The following is a 20,003-nucleotide window of genomic DNA, read 5'->3' on the forward strand; positions in this document are numbered from 1 at the left end:
GTCTGGAGAACCTGATGAAGTTGACTGAGCTGTTTGCACAACCGGATCCGGCCTTTGGCCAGGCCATGACGGATCTGCTGGAGACCTTCCACCACTCGGATGACAGTCAGGCTCCCTATCAGCGCGACCAGTTCACCCACCAGCTTGAACAATCGGGCATGCCGGAAGCGGGGCTCGCCATGGCGGACTACCTGACCAGGCTGGCAACCCTGGTGCCCGGCGCCTCCCACCTGACCTCGCCACGCTACATGGGCCATATGACGGCACCATTGCCGGCCTTCACCGCCGAGCTCTCCCGTCTGGTGGTGATGCTCAACCAGAACCCGATGAAGATGGAGTCCTCCCGTCTGCTCAGCTTTCTGGAGCGGGAGGTGCTGGCCAAGCTGCACCGCCTCGTCTATCGCGCCGACGAGCCCTTTTACGGCACCCATATGCATGCCAAGGATGCGGCGCTCGGCGTCATGACCAGCGGTGGCACCATCGCCAACGTCACCGCCCTCTGGCTGGCCCGCAACCGCGCCTGCGGCGACAACCTGTTCGCCCTCTACGAGCAGGGGTATCGCGGCGCCGTCATCCTGGGCTCGCGGCTGATGCACTACTCCTTCGACAAGGGGATGGATCTGCTGGGGTTGGGGGCGCGCAGCGTCTGGCGCCTCGAGACCGACCAGCATAACCGGCTCAGTCTGGCCGCGCTGGAGCAGGCGCTGGCCCAGTGCAAGGAGCAGAAACTCAAGGTGTTGGCCCTGGTCGGTGTGGCCGGCAGCACCGATTTCGGCTCCATCGATCCGCTGCCTGAGCTGGCAGCCATCGCCGCTCGCGAGCAGATCCACTTCCACGTGGATGCCGCCTGGGGTGGCCCGACCCTCTTTTCTCCCCGTTATCAGGGGCTGCTGGCGGGGATCGAGCACGCCGACACCGTCACCCTGGATGGCCACAAGCAACTGCTGGTACCGCTCGGTACCGGCATGCTGCTCTGCCGCCAGCCGGACCTGATGATGGCAGTCAAGCGGGAGGCCCCCTACGCCATCCGCGCCAGCTCTTTTGATCAGGGGCGCTTCACCCTGGAGGGAACCCGCCCGGCCAACGCCCTCTATCTGGATGCCGCCTTCCAGCTGTTCGGCCAGCAGGGCTATGCCGAGCTCATCGAGGCCAACTACGACCGGGCCCGCCTGATGGCCAGCCTCATCGACCAGGATCCGGCCTTCGAGCTGATGTCGGCCCCGGTGATGAACCTGCTCTCCTATCGCTGCATCCCCCCTCATCTGCAGGGCAAGGTGCTGGACGAAGCCGCCAATGAACAGGTCAATGCCTTCAACGTCGCGCTGCAAAAAGCCCAACGCGCCGAGGGACACAGTTTTGTCTCCCGCACCCAGCGGGCCGTGGGTCGCTACGGTGCCCAACCGCTCACCCTGCTGCGGGCCGTGCTGCTCAACCCCCTCATCGAAGAGCGTCATATTCGCGATCTGCTGGCAGATCAGAAACGGTTGGGCGATGAGATCGCAGGGCAGCTATTTGGCTGAGGAACTGGCTGGCGAATGAGCGGTCTTATTCATTTGCCGTTGCCCATCGGGCAGGTACACTGGATGAAATTTTGCGTTCCACTCTTGAGGGCGACGAGCCAGACATGAAGCAATTTATTGAATTTATTCCCCTTATCGTTTTCTTTGCGGTCTACAAGTTCTACGACATCTACATGGCCACCGGCGCCCTGGTGGTGGTGACCGGTCTGCAGCTCGCCTACAGCTGGGTTCGCTATCGCAAGGTCGAGAAGATGCAGCTGTTCACCTTCCTGCTAGTCGGCTTCTTTGGCGGCCTGACAGTCATCTTCCACGACGACACCTTCATCAAATGGAAAGTGACCGTCATCAACGTACTGTTCGCGCTGGGCCTGCTCATTAGCCGCTACGGCTTTGGCAAGAACCTCATCAAGCAGATGCTGGGCAAGGAGCTGCAGGCGCCGGATCCCGTCTGGGATCGGGTCAATCTCGGTTGGGTCGGCTTCTTCACCGTCTGCGGCCTGCTCAACCTCTATGTGGCCTTCAACCTGCCACAGGAGGTGTGGGTCAACTTCAAGGTGTTCGGTCTGCTTGGCATGACCTTGGTGTTCACCCTGCTGAGCGGTGTCTATCTCTACCGCCACCTGCCTGCCGAGCAGCTGACCAAGCAAGAAGACGAACTGAAAAAATAACCGCCATCAGAAAAGGATCCTCTCATGTGGTATCTCATCTACTCCGAAGATGTTCAGGGCAGCCTGCCGCTGCGCAAGCTGGCGCGCCCGGCCCATCTGGCCAGGCTACAGGCGCTGCAGGATGAGGGACGGCTGCTCACCGCCGGCCCCAACCCGGCCATCGATGCCGAGGATCCGGCCGATGCCGGCTTTACCGGCAGCACCGTCATCGCCGAGTTCGCCAGCCAGGCGGATGCCAAGGCTTGGGCCGATGCCGACCCCTATGTGGCGGCCGGTGTCTACGCCAAGGTGACCATCAAGCCGTTCAAGAAGGTCTTCTGACCCAAGGGCAGTAGAGAAATAAAAAGGCCGGACTGGAGACTCACTCCCGTCCGGCCTTTTTGCATTCCACCGTCCCGTTATGCCTTGGCCACGAACCAGGGGTTGAGGATCTCGGGCTTGTTGTAGCGCAGCGGCGAGCCATCGAGCTGGGTGACACTGCCGCCCGCCCCTTCCAGTATCGCCTGCGCCGCCCCCGTATCCCACTCGCAGGTCGGTGCGAGGCGCGGATAGAGTTCGGCGCCCCCCTCGGCGATGATGCAGAACTTGAGCGAACTGCCCATGGAGACCAGCTCTATCTCGCCCCGCTCCATGTCACCAAAGCGCGCCAGGTAATCGAGGGTCTCCTGTGACAGGTGATTGCGGCTGCCCACCACGCGCCAGGGTGTGCCTTCCTGATGAGGTCGGGTCTGGATAGCCTCATGCTTGCCATCGGCAATGCGCGAGGCCCCCACCCCCTTGCCACCATACCAGAGCCTGTCCAGCACGGGGGCATAGACCAGACCCCACAGTGGCTGGCCATGCTCGATCAGCGCGATATTGACGGTGAACTCGCCGTTGCGGGAGATGAACTCCTTGGTGCCATCGAGCGGATCCACCAGCCAATAGCGGGACCAGCCGAGTCGCGCCGCCATCACCTCGGGGGAGGACTCTTCCGACAGCACGGGAATGTCGGGGGTGAGCCGGGCCAGCGCCGCGACAATCAGCTCGTGTGCCCCCTTGTCGGCGGCAGTCAGCGGACTCTCGTCCCCCTTGTACTCCACCGCAAAGGGCTGACTGTAGATGGCCATGATGACCTCACCGGCGGCACGGGCGATGGGCTCCAGCTCGGAGATTGCGGGAAAAAACATGGAAAAAGACATCCTGGTCAAATGGTTGGAGCAGTGTACCCATTTTGGATAGAGGAGGCTTATAGCCGTTAGCTCTGACTTATACAGTGTCAGATATGACAGACCCAAAGTGGCGCGACTCGACTAATCCTCAATAGCGAAACCCACAACACAAGGACGTGACGCCATGAACTACAAGACCCTGACCGCCACCTTGCTGCTGAGCTGCCTGCCGCTGCTCAGCCAGCCCCTGCTGGCCGCCGACAAGCCCGCCGCCAAACCGGCCACCACGGTTGCCACCGCCAAGGAGAGTGGCAAGGTGAACCTGAATACCGCCAGTATCAACGAGTTGACTGCACTCAAGGGCATCGGCGAGAAGAAGGCACAGGCCATCGTCGATTATCGCGAGAAACAGGGCAAGTTCACCACTGTTGACCAGCTTGCCGATGTCAGCGGTATCGGGCCGGCCACGCTGGAAGCAAATCGGGACATGATTATCGTCAAGTAACCGGTTTCCACCACTTCCATTCTGGGGGCAGCCTGTGGCTGCCCTATTTTTCTTCGGGTATCATGGGCCCACTTTGTATCCTTTGGAACTGATCCATGAAAAATAATCCTCTTGTGGTCCGCAAGGCTGTTCTCCCCGTCGCCGGCCTGGGTACCCGCATGCTCCCCGCCACCAAGGCCATCCCCAAGGAGATGCTGCCCGTCGTCGACAAGCCACTGATCCAGTATGTGGTGCGCGAGGCTATCGCGGCCGGCATCAAAGAGATCATCCTGGTTACCCACTCGAGCAAGAACTCCATCGAAAACCACTTCGACAAGAGCTTCGAGCTGGAAGCCACCCTGGAAAAACGGGTCAAGCGTCAGCTGCTGGAAGAGGTGCAACACATCTGCCCGAAAGACGTCACCATCATGCACGTGCGTCAGGGTGAAGCCAAAGGGCTGGGTCACGCGGTACTCTGCGCCCGCCCGCTGATCGGCGACAACCCGTTTGCGGTGCTGCTGCCGGACGTGCTGATCGACGAGGTGGCCAGCGATCTCAAGCAGGACAATCTGGCCGAGATGGTGCACATGTTCGAAGAGAACCACATCAGCCAGATCATGGTGGAAGCCGTCCCCGAGAGCGAAGTGGACAAATACGGTATCGCCGACATCAAAGGTGAGGTGCTGAGCGAGGGCATGTCCCTGCCAATGCAGGCCATTGTCGAGAAGCCGCCTCGCGATGAAGCCCCCTCCAATCTGGCGGTGGTCGGCCGTTACGTGCTCTCTTCCAACATCTGGCCGCTGCTGGAACGCACCCCCGCCGGTGCCGGTGACGAGATCCAGCTGACCGACGCCATCGCCATGCTGATGGAGCAGGAGCAGGTCAACGCCTACTTCATGAAAGGGCGCAGCCACGACTGCGGCAGCAAGCTGGGTTACATGAAAGCCAACGTGGAATATGCCGCGCGCCATCCGGAGCTGAACGGCGAATTTATCAATTGGCTGAAGCAGTTTGCCAAGCAGCTGTAATCGCTGAATATTTGACCAAACGAAAGAATATTATACTGGGCATCATTCGATGCCCTTTTTCATTTTATAAACAAATATTCAACCATTGATAGATAAAATATCGCTAAATCATAATATTGTAATTTAATCACGCTTGTTCTATAAGGATTAAGGCTTGTTCCTAGCCCTTGCATAAAATTTCTAAAAAAATATAAGACACAGGTGGAAGTTCCAATGAATAATCCGTCCAAAGGGACCTTTTTAGGTCACCCTAAAGGGCTTTTTTTGCTCTTTAGTACCGAACTGTGGGAGAGATTCTCCTACTACGGCATGCGTGCCGTGCTCGTGCTCTATCTGACTGACATGACTGCCAACGGCGGGATGGGCTGGACTCAGGCCGATGCCCTCAAGCTGTACGGCATCTATACCGGTCTGGTCTACATCACCCCGATCATCGGCGGCTGGTTGGCTGATACCTTCCTGGGTCAGCGTCGCGCCATCCTGTTCGGTGCCGTCTTGATGGCCGCCGGCCAGTTCACGCTGGCCCTGCCCCACGCCATGTTCCCGGACATGGTCAACACCGTGTTCTATTCAGGTCTTGGCTTGCTGATCGTGGGTAACGGTCTGTTCAAACCGAACATCTCCACCATGGTGGGTGATCTGTATCAGGAAGGTGACCACCGTCGCGACGGTGCCTTCACCATCTTCTACATGGGCATCAACCTGGGTTCCCTGCTGGCCGGCGTGATCTGTGGCGCAGCCGCCACCGCCTACGGCTGGCAAGCCGCCTTCGTCAGCGCCGGTATCGGCATGCTGCTCTCCCTGGTGGTGCAAGCCACCATGGCCCAGCGTTTCCTCGGTGATATCGGCCGCGTGCCGGCCGCCCAGCGCGCCGCCGAGCAGCGTTCCAAAGAGCAGAAGGCTCCACTGACCAAGCAGGAAGTGGATCGCATCAAGGTCATCCTGGTGCTGGGTCTGTTCACCATCATCTTCTGGGCCGGCTTCGAGCAGGCTGGCGGTCTGATGAACCTGTACGCACAGGAGTATACCGACCGCATGATCGGTAGCTTCGAAGTCCCGACCGCCTGGTTCCAGTCCCTGAACCCCTTCTTCATCATCACGCTGGCCCCCATCGTGGCCGCCATCTGGATCAAGCTCGGCAAGAAAGAGCCGAACTCCCCGGTGAAGTTCGCCATGGGTCTGCTGTTCCTGGCCATCGGCTTCCTGTTCATGATCGGTGCCGTGCTGGAGCAAGGTGGTGATCAGGCCGTCAAGACCTCCATGTTCTGGCTGGTCGGCGCCTACCTGTTCCACACTCTGGGCGAGCTCTGCCTCTCCCCGATCGGCCTCTCCATGGTGACCAAACTGGCTCCGCTGCGTCTGGCCTCCCTGATGATGGGTGCCTGGTTCGGCTTCGTGGCTCTCGCCAACTATGCTGCCGGCTTCATCGGCTCCTTCGTCGGCGAGTCCGGCGCCATGGCCATCTTCGGTGGCATCGCGCTGGCAGCCGTCATTAGCGCCCTGATCCTGCTGACCATGGCCAACCGCCTGGTCTACTGGATGCACGGCGCCGAAGGCCCGGCCAAAGAGCCGCAGGAACACGACAAGAAGCTGCAATCTGCCGCCGTCTAAGCGGTCAAGATTGTCAGCAACAAAGAGGGCGCCCACGGGCGCCCTCTTTGTTTGTGGCCGTCTGACAAGGCCTCAATGATGTCGAACCTGCACATGCAGGGCACTGCCACTGTCGCTGCGAAACTGCAGGTCAAACGGCTCATGCCAGCTGCGCCTGTGCAAGGCGTAGTGGCTGGTGCGCAGCAGACCGAGCGGCAGCCCCCCGGAGCGCACCAGCCAGTGGGGCGAGGTCAGCCCGGCATTGGCAAAGACCAGCCCGTCCTCCTGATCAAACAGCAGTGCGGCCATGGCAAACGAGTGGCGCAAGCCGGATTCGATCAGCTGCAGATTGAGATAATCGAGCAGCCGATGGGGTTGAGTCAGCAACAGGCTCTCGCCGCGCTGAAACTGGCGATAGGGCCCGTTCATCAGGGAGCGCACCAGGGCTCCGCAAAACGCCGCATCCACCCCGAGCACCGGCAGCTCCATCACCAGCACCAGCAGCTTGTCATCCACCTTGAAGGTATCGGGAATGAACAGGTTGCCCATCCCCTTGAAGGTCACCTGCCAGGGGCCCCACTCCTGCAGACCGGGTGGCTTCAACCAGGCCAGCAACCGGGTCGCCGCCTTGTCGTGCTCGCGGAAAAAATCCATGTGATCCATCAACTCCAGCTGCTGCCCATAACCGTGGTTGGCCGCCAGACACTGCTCTATGCTGCGGCGCACCTGACCGAAGTCCGAGATGGGCTTGAGCAGAAAGTCGCGGGCGCCGGCACGCAGCGCCCGTTCGACCGCCTCCATCTTGCTCTGGGCCGAGATGACGATGACAGGGGTATGAGGATAGCGGGCAGAGAGACAGGCGATGACCTCATGGCCATCCATGTTGGGCATGTTCAGGTCACACAAGACAACATCGGGGTGGTAAAGCGCGGCGGCGGAGAGACCTTCGATACCGTCTTCAGCCTGGAAGACGCAGGCGCCATCGTGCTCGAGATAATTTACCAAGGAGTGGCGAAAAACGACCTCGTCTTCCACCACCAGGATCCGTAATCCGGCTTTTGACATCTTGATAAAGCTCTTATTAGTCAACCAGTTATTTAGCTTCAAGCCTAGACCATAACCGACTGCACTGACCAATCGGATGATAGAATAATCTCCATTAAAGCTATGCCAGATAGCTATTTAGACCGTCAACTGTTTGAAATAAAGCAGGTAATGAGGTTGCTCGAAAACCCGCCTTGCCCTGCGGGCATCGCTTCGCCCAGCAAGGGGAGCATACGAGAGACAACCACTCCCCTGACGCGCGCGGGCAGAGATCGGCTGCGCCCCCGCCCTGCAGCATCTCACCCCAGCCACCATCAATTGTATGCAGCTCCGCCATGGGGGATAATGCCCCTCAATTTCGTCGATGAAGCATGCCATGACCCCAGCCGAATACAGCGCTCTCGCCCACCCCAGATTGTCCCACCCTGCCCGCAGCCTCTATACCCTGCAGTTGCGTCGGCTGGTGCTGGAAAATCAGCTGGCCAGGCTCAACTACCCGGAGCTTGGGCGGGCGCTGGCAGTGGTCGATCCGGGCGATCCCAGCGGCTTCTCCTTTCAGGTCAATGCCCGCCAGCTGACCGAACTGTTTGACGAGCTGATGGAGGCCGGCCTGCTGCAGGTCGAGAGCCAGACCGAGAGTGAGCACTACCATCAGTGTCCGTTCCAGTTGCCGCTGCTGACCCAGCGGGTGCGCAGCCCCCTGCCGGAGCGCCCCTTCCAGATGCACCTGCAGTGGCGCCCGGATGAAGAGTTGTCCGCCCTCGCCCGCCTGTGCGGTGTGATCGATGCCAGCTACAGCGAAGAGGATCTCGGCGAGTTCATCGCCTACTGGCTGGGGCGGCCCGAGGTGTTCGACTCCCAGCATCAGTGGATGCTCAAGTTCATTCGCGCCCTCAAGACCCGCCGTTACGCCCGCCGTCAGCCGATGAGCGTAACCGGCTATCAGCAAGTCACCCCGGAGCCGGTGGAGGCGGGCCCGAGCAAGCGGGCGCAGGAGATGATCGAAGAGGCCAAGCGGCTGGCCGCGCAGCGCCAGGATCCGGATAATGATTGAAGAAGGCCCCTGCCAGCAGGCAAAATCAGACCCCAGTCCCCACCCAGACCGAGCAGAAGGAGCACTCCATGACTGATCCGCACGATCCCCTGCGCCAGGAGCTGGAAGAGATCGAGGCCAAACGCCGGAAGATCGCCAAGGCCAAGCAGGAGCAACGGATGCACGACCCCGAATTAAGCCGCCACGTCAGTGGCCTGCTCGAGCGCATTCGCCGCCTGCAGGCCCAGACCGGTGGCAGCCAGTACGACTATGAGACCCTGCGCAAGGAGTACGACGCCAAGGCCAACGCCGAGGTGCGCGAACTGCAGAAGGTGGCGCGGCAGGAGCGGATCCAGAAACTGATCGCCCAAGCCGACCTCAACCCGGACTGGATATTCGAGCGCATGGATGCCGGCGACCCCGCGCTGCAATACCCCATCGAGACGGCCCGCTACTTCATCAGCGGTTTCGAACACTGGGAGAAGAGCGGCGGTGGCTGCATGCTGATCTATGGCGACTACGGCACCGGCAAGTCGACCCTGGCCGGCGCGGTGGCGCACGAGCTGATCGAACGCCACCAGAAGTCGGTGATCTTCCAGCAGTGGGCCTCCATCGTTGATCGGCTGTTCTTCAACGTCATCCAGGATCAGGAGGAGCGCAACCAGTACCGGCGCGCCCTGGAAGAGGTTGACCTGCTGATCATCGATGAGGTCGCGGCCAATCGCGCCAAGATGGCGGAGAGCCAGTCCAGCTTCCTCGGCCACCTGCTGCGCCGTCGCCGCAACCTCTCAAAAAGCGTCATCCTCATCACCAACCACAACCCCCAGAGCCTGCATCAGGCCATCGGCGACTTCAGCTTCGAAGCGATCAAGGCGTTCAACCCGGTGGATATCCACCTGAGCGGCCCCAGCCGTCGTCCCAATATCGGCCATTACAACGGCTGATGCTGCGTGAGCCGGGCTTCCCTCGGCTCACCGTTTTCTCTCCTGTCAGGCAAATAAAAACAACTCTCATTTACAACATCTCTTCCGCCCTCTAGGCTAGCCCTTTCACTCAAGGGAGCCGCACCATGCCAACCACACTCATCTTCGGAGCCAGCCGCGGGCTGGGCCGCGCCTTCACCGAGCAAGCGCTGCAACTTGGCCACAGGGTCGTCGCACTGGTGCGCCATGCCGACATGGCCGCCGAGCTGCAATCACTGGGCGTTGACGTCGTCAGCGGCGATGCCCTGGACCCGCAGGCGGTAGCAGCCGCCTGCCGGCACGCGGGTCGCGATGCCCACGTGGTCTCTACCCTCGGCAGTTTTCGCCAGGCCGAGCCCGTCGACTATCTTGGCAACCGCCAAGTGATCGACGAGATGGAGCGGGCCGGACTCAAGCGCCTGCTGCTGGTCACCTCCCTCGGTTGTGGCGACAGCTGGCAATATCTGCCCGAGCGGGCACGGACCGCCTTCGGCTACGAGGTGCGGCTCAAGAGTCTGGCGGAGATCTGGCTGCAGACCAGCACGCTGGCGTGGACCATACTGCGCCCGGCCGGCCTGCAGGATGGGGAGACGACCGGCAAGGCGGTGCTGAGTCAGGGCAAGGAGATGCACGGTCTGGTGCGCCGGGCCGACGTCGCCGCCTGCGGGCTGCGTCTGCTGACCGACGAGGCGACAGCAGGCCAGATCTACGCCATCGGCGACCCAAGCCTCAGCCGGGCATGAGCCACCGCCATAGCAAAACGGTCAGCCCTGGGGCTGACCGTTTTGCTTTCGGGGAACACCTAACCGGAGGAGGGCTCGCTCACAGCATCCCGCGCCAGAGCGGCCGGGCGAACCTTTCGCCTCTGGGATTGACGCCAGCCCAGCAGCAGACACGCCAGGGCGCCATACAGCAGCGCCAGCCCCCACAACTGCCACCAGTAGTGGGAGACCTGAGCAAACTCGGCCCCCATCTGGTTGAGACGCAAAAAACCCTCGATGGCCGGAGTGCTCGGCACCCACTGGGCCAGCCAGTTGAGCGGCGCCGGAATGAGTTCCAGCGGCCAGATGAAGCCGGCCAGAAAGACCAGCGGCAGGGAGGAGACAAGCACCACCTGGGTCGGCAGATCGCGCCGGGTAAAGAGGGCCCCCAGCGCGACGCCAAACCAGGTCGTGGCCAGCAGGAACGGCAGGGTGAACAGCCAGAGTGTGGCCGGCTCGGCGGTGCGCGCGATATCGTAGTGATCGAAGCAGAAGCCGAAGAAGTAGCTCACCGGCAGCACGAACAGCCCCCCCACCACCAGAGTACGGGCCAGCAGCAGTGGCAGGACGGGCGCATCCTGCCAATAGCCTGACTCGCCGCGCTGGCTGCGCTGGTTCTGGGTCGCCCCCAGGATGCCGGTGCCCATCAGCAGCACCTGATGCAGGATCAGCACGAACACCGCCGGCACCACGTAGTTCACATAGCCCATGGTCGGATTGAACACCGGCAGTACGTTGAGGGCCACCGCATTCCAACCCATGGCCGCCTGCGGCAGCGCCTCGCCGTGACTCAGCAGCCTGGCCACCTTGACCTGGGCGGCCAGGGTGCCGCCCGCCTGGGCCAGCCCCTCGGCGATGGTGCCGTAAACCAGGAAGTAGGAAGCATCGCCGGCATAGCTCAGGGTCACGCTCTTGCCCAGCATCAGATCCCGATAGAAGTGATTGGGGATGTGCAGGATCCCGCTCGCCTCACCGGCCATCATCCGCTGGCGAGCCTCATCCAGCGAGCTGGCCCGGGCTACTAGTTTTACCTGCGGCGTCGCATCGGCCATGAACTCCAGCTGACGGGAGAGCTGGCTACCATCCTCGTTGACCACCACCACCGCCTCTTCCCGCGGCAGCTGGTGCAGATAGGGCTGCGGATAGAGGAAGGAGTAGAAGAAGACGCCACCAAACAGGGTCAGCATGATGGCCCTGTCCGCCAGCAGGGTACGCAGCTCGAGGCGCAGCAGATCCCGGAATCCCATCATGGCTTGAGCTCCTCTTGTGACTGGGTCGTGCTCCCCTGTGCCCGGTAGCGGCGCACGACCAGCAGCAGGGGAAACAGAAACAGCAGCAGGGCGCCGAACTGCGGCAGCGCTGCCGCCAGCGGTTGACCGTAGTTGGTCTGGCCGATCTGCAGCTCGACATAGTGAGAGATGGGCAGCAGGCTGCGCCAGAACTGGGCGAAATCCCCCATGGCGCTGACCGGAAAGGTGACCCCCATGAAGGCGAACCCCGGCGCCGTGTAGGCCCCCGCCAGCGACAGAGCCCGGGCTGGATCCCGGATGACGGCGTAGAAGAAGGCTCCCATGCTGACGCAGGCGGCCGAGGCCAGCCCCAACCCCACCGTCAGCATCAGCCAGCTGCCGTGCATGGGATAGGCAAAGCCCTTGAACAGCAACAGCGTCCAGAGCAGCCCCCAGCCCCAGCCGATCAGCACGTGGGGCAGCAGGGTTCGCCAGAGCCCGAACCAGACCCCTTTGGTGGTCCAGTCCAGTCCCAGCCGGTCGGTGCGGGCCAGCGCATTGAGTCCGTAGAGCACCACCAGGATCTGCCACACCGCAGGCAGGATGGCGCTCAGCAGAAACTGGGCGTAACTGGCATTGAGGTTGTAGAGCGCCGTCACCTGACTGTTGATGGGCACCGCCTGGCCGAGCGCGCCGGGCAGCGCCTTGCCGTCAGCCATCGCCGTCAGCACGCCGACCTGGCCGTTGAGGGTTCCCACCACCTGGGCCAGCGCAGAGTTGACCAGCTTGGCGATCAGGATGAACTGGCCGTTGTTGAACACGGTGACCCGCGGCTGGGTGCCTTGCCTGGCATCCCGCTCGAGATGGTCAGGCAGCACGACCAGGGCGTAGATGTCGCCTCCCCGCAGGGCATTGGCCCCTTCAGCGATGGAGTCGAACTGTCGCGCGACCTTGAGCCCGGCGGAGGCATCCAGCGAATAGGCCAGCTGGCGCGACAGCACGCTCTGATCCAGATCCACCAGACCGACCTTGAGATCCCGCGCCAACCCGGCAGAGAAGATCCAGCAGAGGATCCCCATCAGCAGCAGGGGCAGCCAGCTTGCCAGCGCCCGGCCGAACGGATCCTGCCACAACAACCGCCATTCGCGTCCCATCAGAGCTCAACCAGCACGCTCATGCCGACCCGCAGCCCCTCGACCGGTTGCAGCGGGCGCGCCTCCACCTGGAAGCTCTTCATGTCAAAGCCCTGACGGGTGTCGGTGGCACGCCAGGTGGCGAAATCCCCCATCACGGCCACATGGGTCACCTTGAAACGCACCGTCTGCTCGCCAAGACCGGGGATGCGAGCATCGAACTCGGTGCCCAGCGCGAAGCGGGGCAGCAGATCTTCGCGCACGTGGAACTGGGCCCAGGCATCGCTCATGTCGAGCAGGGTCACCACCGGGAAGCCCTGCGGGGCCAGCTCGCCGCTGCGCAGCAGCACCTGGGATACTTCACCCGCATGCGGGCTATTGATGCGGGTGTCGGCCAGGTAGGCCTCCACTTCAGCCACCGAACCTGCCGCCATCTTGGCCTGCTCGCGGGCCGCGATCTTGGTCTCTTCCCGCGCCCCTTCCAGGGTCATCTGATACTGTTGCCAGGCCATGCCTTCGCTGTACCTGGCCGCCTGCCAGGCCGTCCAGGCCTCATCGCGTTTTTGCAGCGGCATCACGCCATCCCGGTGCAGGCTGGCAATGCGCTCGTAGGTCTTGCCGCGCAGCAAGGCGGCCGCCTTGGCCTTTTGCCACTGATCCTTGGCGGCGGCAATCTGCTGCGCGCGCGCCCCCTTCTCGGCCTCTTCGGCCATGGCACCGGCCGCGGCCTGGCCCGCCTTGGCCTGGCTCAGTTTGGCTTCAATCTCGGGGCTCGCCAGGGTGAACACCAGCTGGTCCTTGGCCAGTTGATCCCCCTTCTTCACCAGCACCTCCTCGATGCGGCCCGCCACCTTGGAGGAGACGGAGTACTGCTGCGCCTCGATCTGCCCCTGCAGACGCACCGGCTCGGGTTGATAGGCCAGCCAGAAACGCCAGCCCAGCCAGATGACCAGCAACACCAGCGCCAATGGCAGCAGCAGCGGCTTGCCCTGGCTCATCTTCTTCTTGATGGGGGGATGACTCATGAATTCACCTCGGCAAACGGGCGACCCTTGGCGGTCGAAACAGACATGAAAATGGGAGCAAGGCAGGCCGCGATCATGAGTTCACCTCGATCGCCTGCCCGCGTTGATACTGGTTGAAACTGTTCATCTGCCCGGAGAGGGCCAACAGGCGGGCCAGCGAAATGACGTATTGATAAGCGGCAGCGGCGCGCTGGGTCTTGACCCCGGCCAGCTGGTTGCGGGCATCCACCACATCGAGGGAAGTGGAGAGCCCCTGCCCGAATGCCTTGTCTCGCAGCAGTACGTTCTCCTCGGCCAGCGCCTGGGTGGAAGAGAGCGACTGGAACTCTTCCAGCCCCTGCGCCGCCTCGCGCCAGGTCTTCTCGACCAGCAACTCCAGATCCTGGCGGGTCTTGGCCTGCAGCAGATTGACCTGCAGCTCGGCGCTCTTGGCCGCCTGTACCGTCTCGGAGCGGCCGTCACGGCTCACCAGCGGCATGCTGACGCCCACCCCGACCAGCCAGTCCGGGGTAGTCTTGGAGGCCAGCGAGTCATCCTCATAGAGGTTGTAGTTGCCGAACAGGAACAGCTCTGGGGCGTACTTGCCCTTCTCCAGCTTGATCATCCCTTGCGCCTGCTCCTTCTTGGCCGTCAGCAACTTGAGGCCGGGGTGCACCGCCAGCGTCTCCTGCACGAAGGCTGCGAGTTCAGGCATCTGCGGATTGATGAAGAGCTGGGTATCGGGCTCCGCCTGCTTGAGCTTGAGCATGTGGCCAAGGGCCAGCTGGGCAATCTCCAGGCTGCGACGCGCCTTCTGGGTATCGATACGGGCCCGGTCATAGGCCGATTGGGCGGAGAGACGCTCAACCCGGGCGATCTGGCCCTGGGCTTCCAACTTCTTGGCATGCTCCAGATGGTGAGCCAGCCCCTGCTCGATCTCCTGCTTGGTCTGCACCACCTGGGCCGCCAGCACCACCCCGAAATAGGTCTGGGAGAGGCTCTCGAAGGTGGACTGCTGCTTGAGCACCAGCAACTGCTTCGCCTCGCTCACCTGGGCCTGGCGAATGTCCTGCGCCGCATCGATGCGGCCACCGGTGAACAGCGGCCACAGCATCTTGACCGAGCTGGTCACCACGTTCTGCTTGGTGAGGGGGGTGACGAAGTCATTGGGCGTCAGCTTGAGCGCCTGCATGATGGGCGCCAGTACCTTGCCGAACTCAGGATGACTGGCGATGGGGTTGAGGTCCATCATGTCCAGCTCCACCGGCTGATCGAGGTGGGTGTAGCTGGCCCCCACGTCCACCTTGGGCAGATACATGGCCTTGGCGGCTTCGCGCAGCTGTTGCGCCCGCTCCACCCCGGCCTGTTCCGCCGCCAGCCCGTCATCCTGTTGAATGACCCGACTCCAGGCTTCGCTGAAACTGACCGTCTGGGCCTGGGCCGAGCCCAGCATGGCGCCAAGCAGACACGGGTAGAGAGATTTGATGAACCTTGCCGTCATACGTCCCCAATCTGTTTGTAATGAATTTGTTTGGAGTCTTTGCTCGATACAAGCTCGCTATCATAACGCAAACCCGTCCGGGATGGGGACAGGCAAATCATGGTCCCCCTCATCCAATTGCCCCGCCGCTTCGCTTCGACAATCTGTCCGATTTTCAAGCACTCCTGATTTTGCAAGCCTTGGCGCGACGTTTTTTTCAGAAAAAAATGGCTGACGCTCAAATACTAACCTTTTCTCCTGACTAAAAAATGCGTAATATACGCCGCCCTAAGCCGATGGTAACCGTGGAATGCAGATAGGTCCCCACACGCTTGAAACTCCCCTGATCGTGGCTCCCATGGCCGGTGTAACAGACCGACCATTCCGTGAACTTTGTTTGCGGCTGGGTGCCGGCATGGCCGTTTCCGAGATGCTGCTGGCCAACCCGGATGTCTGGGATACCCAGAAAACCCGGATGAGAATGGATCACTCTGCTGAAGGGGGCTTGCGATCGGTCCAGATTGCCGGAGCCGACCCCGAGATGATGGCGTTTGCCGCCCGCTACAACGTGGAGCAGGGCGCTCAGATCGTCGACATCAACATGGGATGTCCGGCAAAAAAAGTGAATAAGAAGCTGGCAGGTTCTGCCCTGTTGCGCCAACCCGACCTGGTCAGATCCATCTGCCGGGCCGTGGTGGACGCCGTGGACGTGCCTGTCACCTTGAAGATCCGCACAGGATGGGATCCGGATAACCGCAATGGCGAGGAGATCGCCCGAATCGCCGAAGATTGCGGTATCGCGGCCCTCGCCGTGCATGGTCGTACCCGTGCCTGTCTCTACAAGGGCGAAGCGGAGTACGACACTATCAGGGCGATTAAGCAGGCCGTATCGATTCCTGTTGTCGCCAATGGCGACATAGACAGCCCGGAGAAGGCCCGGTATGTCCTCGACTATACCGGTGTTGATGCCGTGATGATCGGCCGTGCTGCGCAAGGACGACCCTGGATTTTCCGGGAAATCCGTCATTTTCTTGAGACGGGCACCAAGCTGCCACCTCCCGACAGGGAAGAGGTTCGCACCCTGATGAACGAGCATGTAACCAACCTGCACCAGTTTTATGGTGCATATCTGGGAGCGCGCATTGCCCGTAAACATGTGGGCTGGTATCTCGATGAAGAAGAGACGGGCCGAGAATTCCGTAAGCACTTCAATGCCCTGGATTGTGCAGACGCACAACTCGAGGCACTCGAAGCGTATTTCGATGGATTAGGTTAACGCATAACTAAAGAGCCGACCGAATATGTTCGAACAAACCCTGACTTCTGATGCATTGGTAACAACTACTCACAATCACGCTGCCGAGCCGACCCAGCGCCCCCTGCGTGACTCTGTGCAACAGGCCCTGCGTAACTACCTGGCCCAGTTGAACGGTCAGGAAGTGATTGATCTGTACGATATGGTTCTCTCCGAAGTCGAAGCTCCCATGCTGGACGTGATCATGCAGTACACCCGTGGTAACCAGACTCGCGCTGCCGTGATGATGGGGATCAACCGCGGTACTCTGCGCAAGAAACTCAAGCGCTACGGCATGAACTGATTTCAGTCATCCTGCAGCAGTGCAGACGAAGGCGTATCCCAGCGATGGGATACGCCTTTTTCTATGGACGACGTTTATCTTCTCACTCCACCGCCAGCTTGATGCCAAGCCCCACGAACAAGCCTCCCATCACACGGTTAAGCCAGGTACTCAGCTTTGCAGGCAGCCTCACCTTGCGGCTCGCATAGGCGGTCGAGAAAGCCAGCAGATGGCACCAGATCATGCCGTTGAAATTGAAGATGCAGCCCAGCACGATGAATGCCAGCGCTTTTTGCGGCGCATCTGGCGCGATGAACTGGGGCACAAAGGCAAGGAAGAACAGGGCCACCTTGGGGTTGAGCACATTGGTCAGTAACCCTTGCCGGAAGATCCGGCCATAGGAGAGCACAGGCAGGGACACAGCCTCTTTAGCCGATACCCGGCCTCCTCCCCCTTGCCTGAACATGGATAAGCCGAGATAGACCAGATAAAGCGCCCCCATCAACTTAATGACGGCAAACAGCTCGGCCGAGGCGCTCAGCAGAGCGGACAACCCCAACGCAGTAGCCAGCACATGCACCATGGTGCCGGTCCCTATCCCCAGTGCCGCCATGGAGCCTGCCCGCCAGCCCTGGGAGCCGCTGCGCAGCATGATGAGCAGGGAGTCGGGCCCCGGCATCATGTTCAACAGCAGGCCTGACAGGATAAACAACGCCAGATCGTGGATCCCCAACATACACAGCTCCCTTGTCGATGAAGTTCATAGTCTAAGGATCCCGCAGCCCTTGTCATCCCCTGCCAGGGCAATAGTGATCATCAACAAAAAGAATGGCCATATTGTTGCACCATCAGGAAATTGGCTAGCAGTGGAGGGGGAGAAATGCTGACCTAGGGCTGGAGAGATGTCTCGAAGGGGCTCGAATGGAATCATGCAGAATCAATATGGCACTGCCCGTTGCGGAGCAAGCAGAAGGGGAATAGCACGGGAAATTGTGCAGGCATGGCTTAATTTCAGGCAATAAAAAAGCCCGCTCAGATGAGCGGGCTTCTTCAATTGGGTGCCTGGCAGTGTCCTACTCTCGCATGGCGAATGCCACACTACCATCGGCGCTACAGCGTTTCACTTCTGAGTTCGGCATGGGGTCAGGTGGTTCCACTGCGCTATTGCCGCCAGGCAAAATCTTCAATCTGAAAAAGCTGATTTAGTTATTCGTTCTCGGTATCTGCTACAAGTCTTCGAACACTTCTTGGGTGTTGTATGGTTAAGCCTCACGGGTAATTAGTATGGGTTAGCTCAACACGTCGCCGCGCTTACACACCCCACCTATCAACGTTGTGGTCTCCAACGGCCCTTTAGGACCCTCAAGGGGTCAGGGATGACTCATCTCAGGGCTCGCTTCCCGCTTAGATGCTTTCAGCGGTTATCGATTCCGAACTTAGCTACCGGGCAGTGCCACTGGCGTGACAACCCGAACACCAGAGGTTCGTTCACTCCGGTCCTCTCGTACTAGGAGCAACTCCCTTCAATCATCCAACGCCCACGGCAGATAGGGACCGAACTGTCTCACGACGTTCTGAACCCAGCTCGCGTACCACTTTAAATGGCGAACAGCCATACCCTTGGGACCGACTTCAGCCCCAGGATGTGATGAGCCGACATCGAGGTGCCAAACACCGCCGTCGATATGAACTCTTGGGCGGTATCAGCCTGTTATCCCCGGAGTACCTTTTATCCGTTGAGCGATGGCCCTTCCATTCAGAACCACCGGATCACTATGACCTACTTTCGTACCTGCTCGACCTGTCCGTCTCGCAGTTAAGCTGGCTTATGCCATTGCACTAACCTCCTGATGTCCGACCAGGATTAGCCAACCTTCGTGCTCCTCCGTTACTCTTTGGGAGGAGACCGCCCCAGTCAAACTACCCACCAGGCACTGTCCGCGAGCCCGATTCAGGGCCCTGCGTTAGAACATCAAACATACAAGGGTGGTATTTCAAGGACGGCTCCAGCGCAACTGGCGTCACGCCTTCAAAGCCTCCCACCTATCCTACACATTTAGGTTCAATGTTCAGTGCCAAGCTGTAGTAAAGGTTCACGGGGTCTTTCCGTCTAGCCGCGGGTACACCGCATCTTCACGGCGAATTCGATTTCACTGAGTCTCGGGTGGAGACAGCATGGCCATGGTTACACCATTCGTGCAGGTCGGAACTTACCCGACAAGGAATTTCGCTACCTTAGGACCGTTATAGTTACGGCCGCCGTTTACCGGGGCTTCGATCAAGAGCTTCGCTTGCGCTAACCCCATCAATTAACCTTCCGGCACCGGGCAGGTGTCACACCCTATACGTCCACTTTCGTGTTTGCAGAGTGCTGTGTTTTTGATAAACAGTCCCAGCCATCTGGTCACTGCGACTCCCGTCAGCTCCATCCGCAAGGGACTTCACCAACAAGAGCGTACCTTCTCCCGAAGTTACGGTACTATTTTGCCTAGTTCCTTCACCCGAGTTCTCTCAAGCGCCTTGGTATTCTCTACCCGACCACCTGTGTCGGTTTGGGGTACGATGACTTGTAATCTGAAGCTTAGAGGCTTTTCCTGGAAGCAGGGCATCAATGGCTTCCGCACCGTAGTGCGTTCGTCTCGTGTCTCAGTGTTGTGTCTCCGGATTTGCCTAGAAACACCACCTACGCACTTTCACCAGGACAACCGTCGCCTGGCCCACCTAGCCTTCTCCGTCCCCCCATCGCAATTACAAGTCGTGCAGGAATATTAACCTGCTTCCCATCGATTACGCCTTTCGGCCTCACCTTAGGGGTCGACTCACCCTGCCCCGATTAACGTTGGACAGGAACCCTTGGTCTTCCGGCGAGGAGGCTTTTCACCCCCTTTATCGTTACTTACGTCAGCATTCGCACTTCTGATATCTCCAGCATGCCTCTCGACACACCTTCGCAGACTTACAGAACGCTCCCCTACCACTCACGCTTAGCGTGAATCCGCGGCTTCGGTGCCTGGTTTGAGCCCCGTTACATCTTCCGCGCAGGCCGACTCGACTAGTGAGCTATTACGCTTTCTTTAAATGATGGCTGCTTCTAAGCCAACATCCTAGCTGTCTGAGCCTTCCCACATCGTTTCCCACTTAACCAGAACTTTGGGACCTTAGCCGGCGGTCTGGGTTGTTTCCCTCTTCACGACGGACGTTAGCACCCGCCGTGTGTCTCCCGGATATTACTTACTGGTATTCGGAGTTTGCATGGGGTTGGTAAGTCGGGATGACCCCCTAGCCCAAACAGTGCTCTACCCCCAGTAGTATTCGTCCGAGGCGCTACCTAAATAGCTT

The 20,003-nt window shown here is 60.4% G+C and carries 18 protein-coding genes and 2 rRNA genes (1 of these 20 cut by a window edge); 11 read left to right on the plus strand and 9 right to left on the minus strand.

From position 1 onward, the window contains the following. Positions 1-14 precede the first annotated feature (14 nt). The 3 genes from CK627_RS21915 to CK627_RS21925 all read left to right on the plus strand — a co-directional run bounded on the left by CK627_RS21915 (position 15) and on the right by CK627_RS21925 (position 2,509). Positions 15-1,520, plus strand: a complete 1,506-nt coding sequence (locus CK627_RS21915; protein ID WP_010636288.1) for a pyridoxal-dependent decarboxylase — start codon at positions 15-17, stop codon at positions 1,518-1,520. A gap of 104 nt (positions 1,521-1,624) precedes the next feature. Next, the gene (locus tag CK627_RS21920) at positions 1,625-2,188 is read left to right on the plus strand and encodes a septation protein A (RefSeq protein ID WP_005309592.1); all 564 of its coding nucleotides are present in this window, start codon (positions 1,625-1,627) and stop codon (positions 2,186-2,188) included. Positions 2,189-2,212: 24 nt separating this feature from the next. Next, positions 2,213-2,509 carry a YciI family protein gene (locus CK627_RS21925; protein ID WP_095593382.1) on the plus strand — a complete coding sequence of 99 codons (297 nt, stop codon included), beginning with the start codon at positions 2,213-2,215 and terminating at the stop codon, positions 2,507-2,509. A 77-nt stretch (positions 2,510-2,586) separates the two neighbouring features. Here CK627_RS21925 and cysQ read toward each other — a convergent pair whose 3' ends face one another. Then, on the minus strand, positions 2,587-3,357 hold the full coding sequence (gene cysQ / locus CK627_RS21930) for a 3'(2'),5'-bisphosphate nucleotidase CysQ (RefSeq protein ID WP_167385403.1): 771 nt from the start codon (positions 3,355-3,357) through the stop codon (positions 2,587-2,589). A gap of 166 nt (positions 3,358-3,523) precedes the next feature. Between cysQ and CK627_RS21935 the strand changes: the two genes are divergently transcribed. The 3 genes from CK627_RS21935 to CK627_RS21945 all read left to right on the plus strand — a co-directional run bounded on the left by CK627_RS21935 (position 3,524) and on the right by CK627_RS21945 (position 6,462). Further along, on the plus strand, positions 3,524-3,844 hold the full coding sequence (locus tag CK627_RS21935) for a ComEA family DNA-binding protein (protein ID WP_005309580.1): 321 nt from the start codon (positions 3,524-3,526) through the stop codon (positions 3,842-3,844). A 95-nt stretch (positions 3,845-3,939) separates the two neighbouring features. Beyond that, on the plus strand, positions 3,940-4,851 hold the full coding sequence (gene galU, locus CK627_RS21940) for a UTP--glucose-1-phosphate uridylyltransferase GalU (protein ID WP_095593384.1): 912 nt from the start codon (positions 3,940-3,942) through the stop codon (positions 4,849-4,851). 213 nt (positions 4,852-5,064) lie between these two features. After that, positions 5,065-6,462 carry a peptide MFS transporter gene (locus CK627_RS21945; RefSeq protein ID WP_026459194.1) on the plus strand — a complete coding sequence of 466 codons (1,398 nt, stop codon included), beginning with the start codon at positions 5,065-5,067 and terminating at the stop codon, positions 6,460-6,462. A 72-nt stretch (positions 6,463-6,534) separates the two neighbouring features. Here the strand turns inward: CK627_RS21945 and CK627_RS21950 are convergent, their stop codons facing one another. Then, a complete protein-coding gene (locus tag CK627_RS21950) occupies positions 6,535-7,506 on the minus strand; it encodes a response regulator (RefSeq protein ID WP_005309570.1) in 972 nt (323 codons plus the stop codon). Between the two features lie 355 nt (positions 7,507-7,861). Between CK627_RS21950 and CK627_RS21955 the strand changes: the two genes are divergently transcribed. The 3 genes from CK627_RS21955 (at position 7,862) to CK627_RS21965 (ending at position 10,223) form a co-directional block, all read left to right on the plus strand. Next, the gene (locus CK627_RS21955; protein ID WP_095593385.1) at positions 7,862-8,539 is read left to right on the plus strand and encodes a DnaT-like ssDNA-binding domain-containing protein; all 678 of its coding nucleotides are present in this window, start codon (positions 7,862-7,864) and stop codon (positions 8,537-8,539) included. A 68-nt stretch (positions 8,540-8,607) separates the two neighbouring features. Continuing rightward, positions 8,608-9,462 carry a DnaA ATPase domain-containing protein gene (locus CK627_RS21960; protein WP_095593556.1) on the plus strand — a complete coding sequence of 285 codons (855 nt, stop codon included), beginning with the start codon at positions 8,608-8,610 and terminating at the stop codon, positions 9,460-9,462. Positions 9,463-9,587: 125 nt separating this feature from the next. Further along, positions 9,588-10,223 carry an SDR family oxidoreductase gene (locus CK627_RS21965; protein WP_095593386.1) on the plus strand — a complete coding sequence of 212 codons (636 nt, stop codon included), beginning with the start codon at positions 9,588-9,590 and terminating at the stop codon, positions 10,221-10,223. A 59-nt stretch (positions 10,224-10,282) separates the two neighbouring features. Here CK627_RS21965 and CK627_RS21970 read toward each other — a convergent pair whose 3' ends face one another. From CK627_RS21970 to CK627_RS21985, 4 genes are all read right to left on the minus strand, one after another. Then, positions 10,283-11,491 (minus strand): ABC transporter permease, encoded by a 1,209-nt coding sequence (locus CK627_RS21970; protein ID WP_095593387.1) that lies wholly within the window; start codon positions 11,489-11,491, stop codon positions 10,283-10,285. Further along, positions 11,488-12,624 carry an ABC transporter permease gene (locus CK627_RS21975; protein WP_095593388.1) on the minus strand — a complete coding sequence of 379 codons (1,137 nt, stop codon included), beginning with the start codon at positions 12,622-12,624 and terminating at the stop codon, positions 11,488-11,490. Before CK627_RS21975 ends, CK627_RS21970 begins: the two co-directional genes overlap by 4 nt. Continuing rightward, positions 12,624-13,628: an HlyD family secretion protein gene (locus tag CK627_RS21980; RefSeq protein ID WP_017783356.1), complete on the minus strand. Its 1,005-nt coding sequence runs from the start codon at positions 13,626-13,628 to the stop codon at positions 12,624-12,626. The genes CK627_RS21975 and CK627_RS21980 overlap by 1 nt, the downstream gene beginning before the upstream one ends. Before the next feature lie 73 nt (positions 13,629-13,701). Next, entirely contained in the window at positions 13,702-15,060 is a 1,359-nt protein-coding gene (locus CK627_RS21985) for a TolC family protein (RefSeq protein WP_095593389.1), read from the minus strand. A gap of 337 nt (positions 15,061-15,397) precedes the next feature. Between CK627_RS21985 and dusB the strand changes: the two genes are divergently transcribed. Then, positions 15,398-16,363, plus strand: a complete 966-nt coding sequence (dusB, locus tag CK627_RS21990; protein ID WP_005309541.1) for a tRNA dihydrouridine synthase DusB — start codon at positions 15,398-15,400, stop codon at positions 16,361-16,363. A gap of 25 nt (positions 16,364-16,388) precedes the next feature. Further along, on the plus strand, positions 16,389-16,685 hold the full coding sequence (gene fis / locus CK627_RS21995; RefSeq protein WP_005309538.1) for a DNA-binding transcriptional regulator Fis: 297 nt from the start codon (positions 16,389-16,391) through the stop codon (positions 16,683-16,685). An 82-nt stretch (positions 16,686-16,767) separates the two neighbouring features. Here fis and CK627_RS22000 read toward each other — a convergent pair whose 3' ends face one another. From CK627_RS22000 to CK627_RS22010, 3 genes are all read right to left on the minus strand, one after another. Beyond that, positions 16,768-17,400, minus strand: a complete 633-nt coding sequence (locus tag CK627_RS22000) for a LysE family translocator (RefSeq protein WP_010636277.1) — start codon at positions 17,398-17,400, stop codon at positions 16,768-16,770. 324 nt (positions 17,401-17,724) lie between these two features. Continuing rightward, positions 17,725-17,839, minus strand: a 5S ribosomal RNA gene (rrf, locus tag CK627_RS22005). 83 nt (positions 17,840-17,922) lie between these two features. Continuing rightward, positions 17,923-20,003: ribosomal RNA gene (locus CK627_RS22010) — 23S ribosomal RNA — on the minus strand (it continues 808 nt past the right edge of the window).

This window comes from Aeromonas dhakensis (genome assembly GCF_002285935.1).
Classification (GTDB): Bacteria; Pseudomonadota; Gammaproteobacteria; order Enterobacterales; family Aeromonadaceae; genus Aeromonas; species Aeromonas dhakensis.

Excerpts from the sequence above, each read along its gene's own strand:
- CK627_RS21915 (WP_010636288.1), top strand. The coding sequence starts at position 15 with ATGAAGTTGACTGAGCTGTTTGCACAACCGGATCCGGCCTTTGGCCAG.
- CK627_RS21920 (WP_005309592.1), top strand. The coding sequence starts at position 1,625 with ATGAAGCAATTTATTGAATTTATTCCCCTTATCGTTTTCTTTGCGGTC.
- CK627_RS21925 (WP_095593382.1), top strand. The coding sequence starts at position 2,213 with ATGTGGTATCTCATCTACTCCGAAGATGTTCAGGGCAGCCTGCCGCTG.
- cysQ (WP_167385403.1), bottom strand. The coding sequence starts at position 3,357 with ATGTTTTTTCCCGCAATCTCCGAGCTGGAGCCCATCGCCCGTGCCGCC.
- CK627_RS21935 (WP_005309580.1), top strand. The coding sequence starts at position 3,524 with ATGAACTACAAGACCCTGACCGCCACCTTGCTGCTGAGCTGCCTGCCG.
- galU (WP_095593384.1), top strand. The coding sequence starts at position 3,940 with ATGAAAAATAATCCTCTTGTGGTCCGCAAGGCTGTTCTCCCCGTCGCC.
- CK627_RS21945 (WP_026459194.1), top strand. The coding sequence starts at position 5,065 with ATGAATAATCCGTCCAAAGGGACCTTTTTAGGTCACCCTAAAGGGCTT.
- CK627_RS21950 (WP_005309570.1), bottom strand. The coding sequence starts at position 7,506 with ATGTCAAAAGCCGGATTACGGATCCTGGTGGTGGAAGACGAGGTCGTT.
- CK627_RS21955 (WP_095593385.1), top strand. The coding sequence starts at position 7,862 with ATGACCCCAGCCGAATACAGCGCTCTCGCCCACCCCAGATTGTCCCAC.
- CK627_RS21960 (WP_095593556.1), top strand. The coding sequence starts at position 8,608 with ATGACTGATCCGCACGATCCCCTGCGCCAGGAGCTGGAAGAGATCGAG.
- CK627_RS21965 (WP_095593386.1), top strand. The coding sequence starts at position 9,588 with ATGCCAACCACACTCATCTTCGGAGCCAGCCGCGGGCTGGGCCGCGCC.
- CK627_RS21970 (WP_095593387.1), bottom strand. The coding sequence starts at position 11,491 with ATGATGGGATTCCGGGATCTGCTGCGCCTCGAGCTGCGTACCCTGCTG.
- CK627_RS21975 (WP_095593388.1), bottom strand. The coding sequence starts at position 12,624 with ATGGGACGCGAATGGCGGTTGTTGTGGCAGGATCCGTTCGGCCGGGCG.
- CK627_RS21980 (WP_017783356.1), bottom strand. The coding sequence starts at position 13,628 with ATGAGTCATCCCCCCATCAAGAAGAAGATGAGCCAGGGCAAGCCGCTG.
- CK627_RS21985 (WP_095593389.1), bottom strand. The coding sequence starts at position 15,060 with ATGCTGGGCTCGGCCCAGGCCCAGACGGTCAGTTTCAGCGAAGCCTGG.
- dusB (WP_005309541.1), top strand. The coding sequence starts at position 15,398 with ATGCAGATAGGTCCCCACACGCTTGAAACTCCCCTGATCGTGGCTCCC.
- fis (WP_005309538.1), top strand. The coding sequence starts at position 16,389 with ATGTTCGAACAAACCCTGACTTCTGATGCATTGGTAACAACTACTCAC.
- CK627_RS22000 (WP_010636277.1), bottom strand. The coding sequence starts at position 17,400 with ATGTTGGGGATCCACGATCTGGCGTTGTTTATCCTGTCAGGCCTGCTG.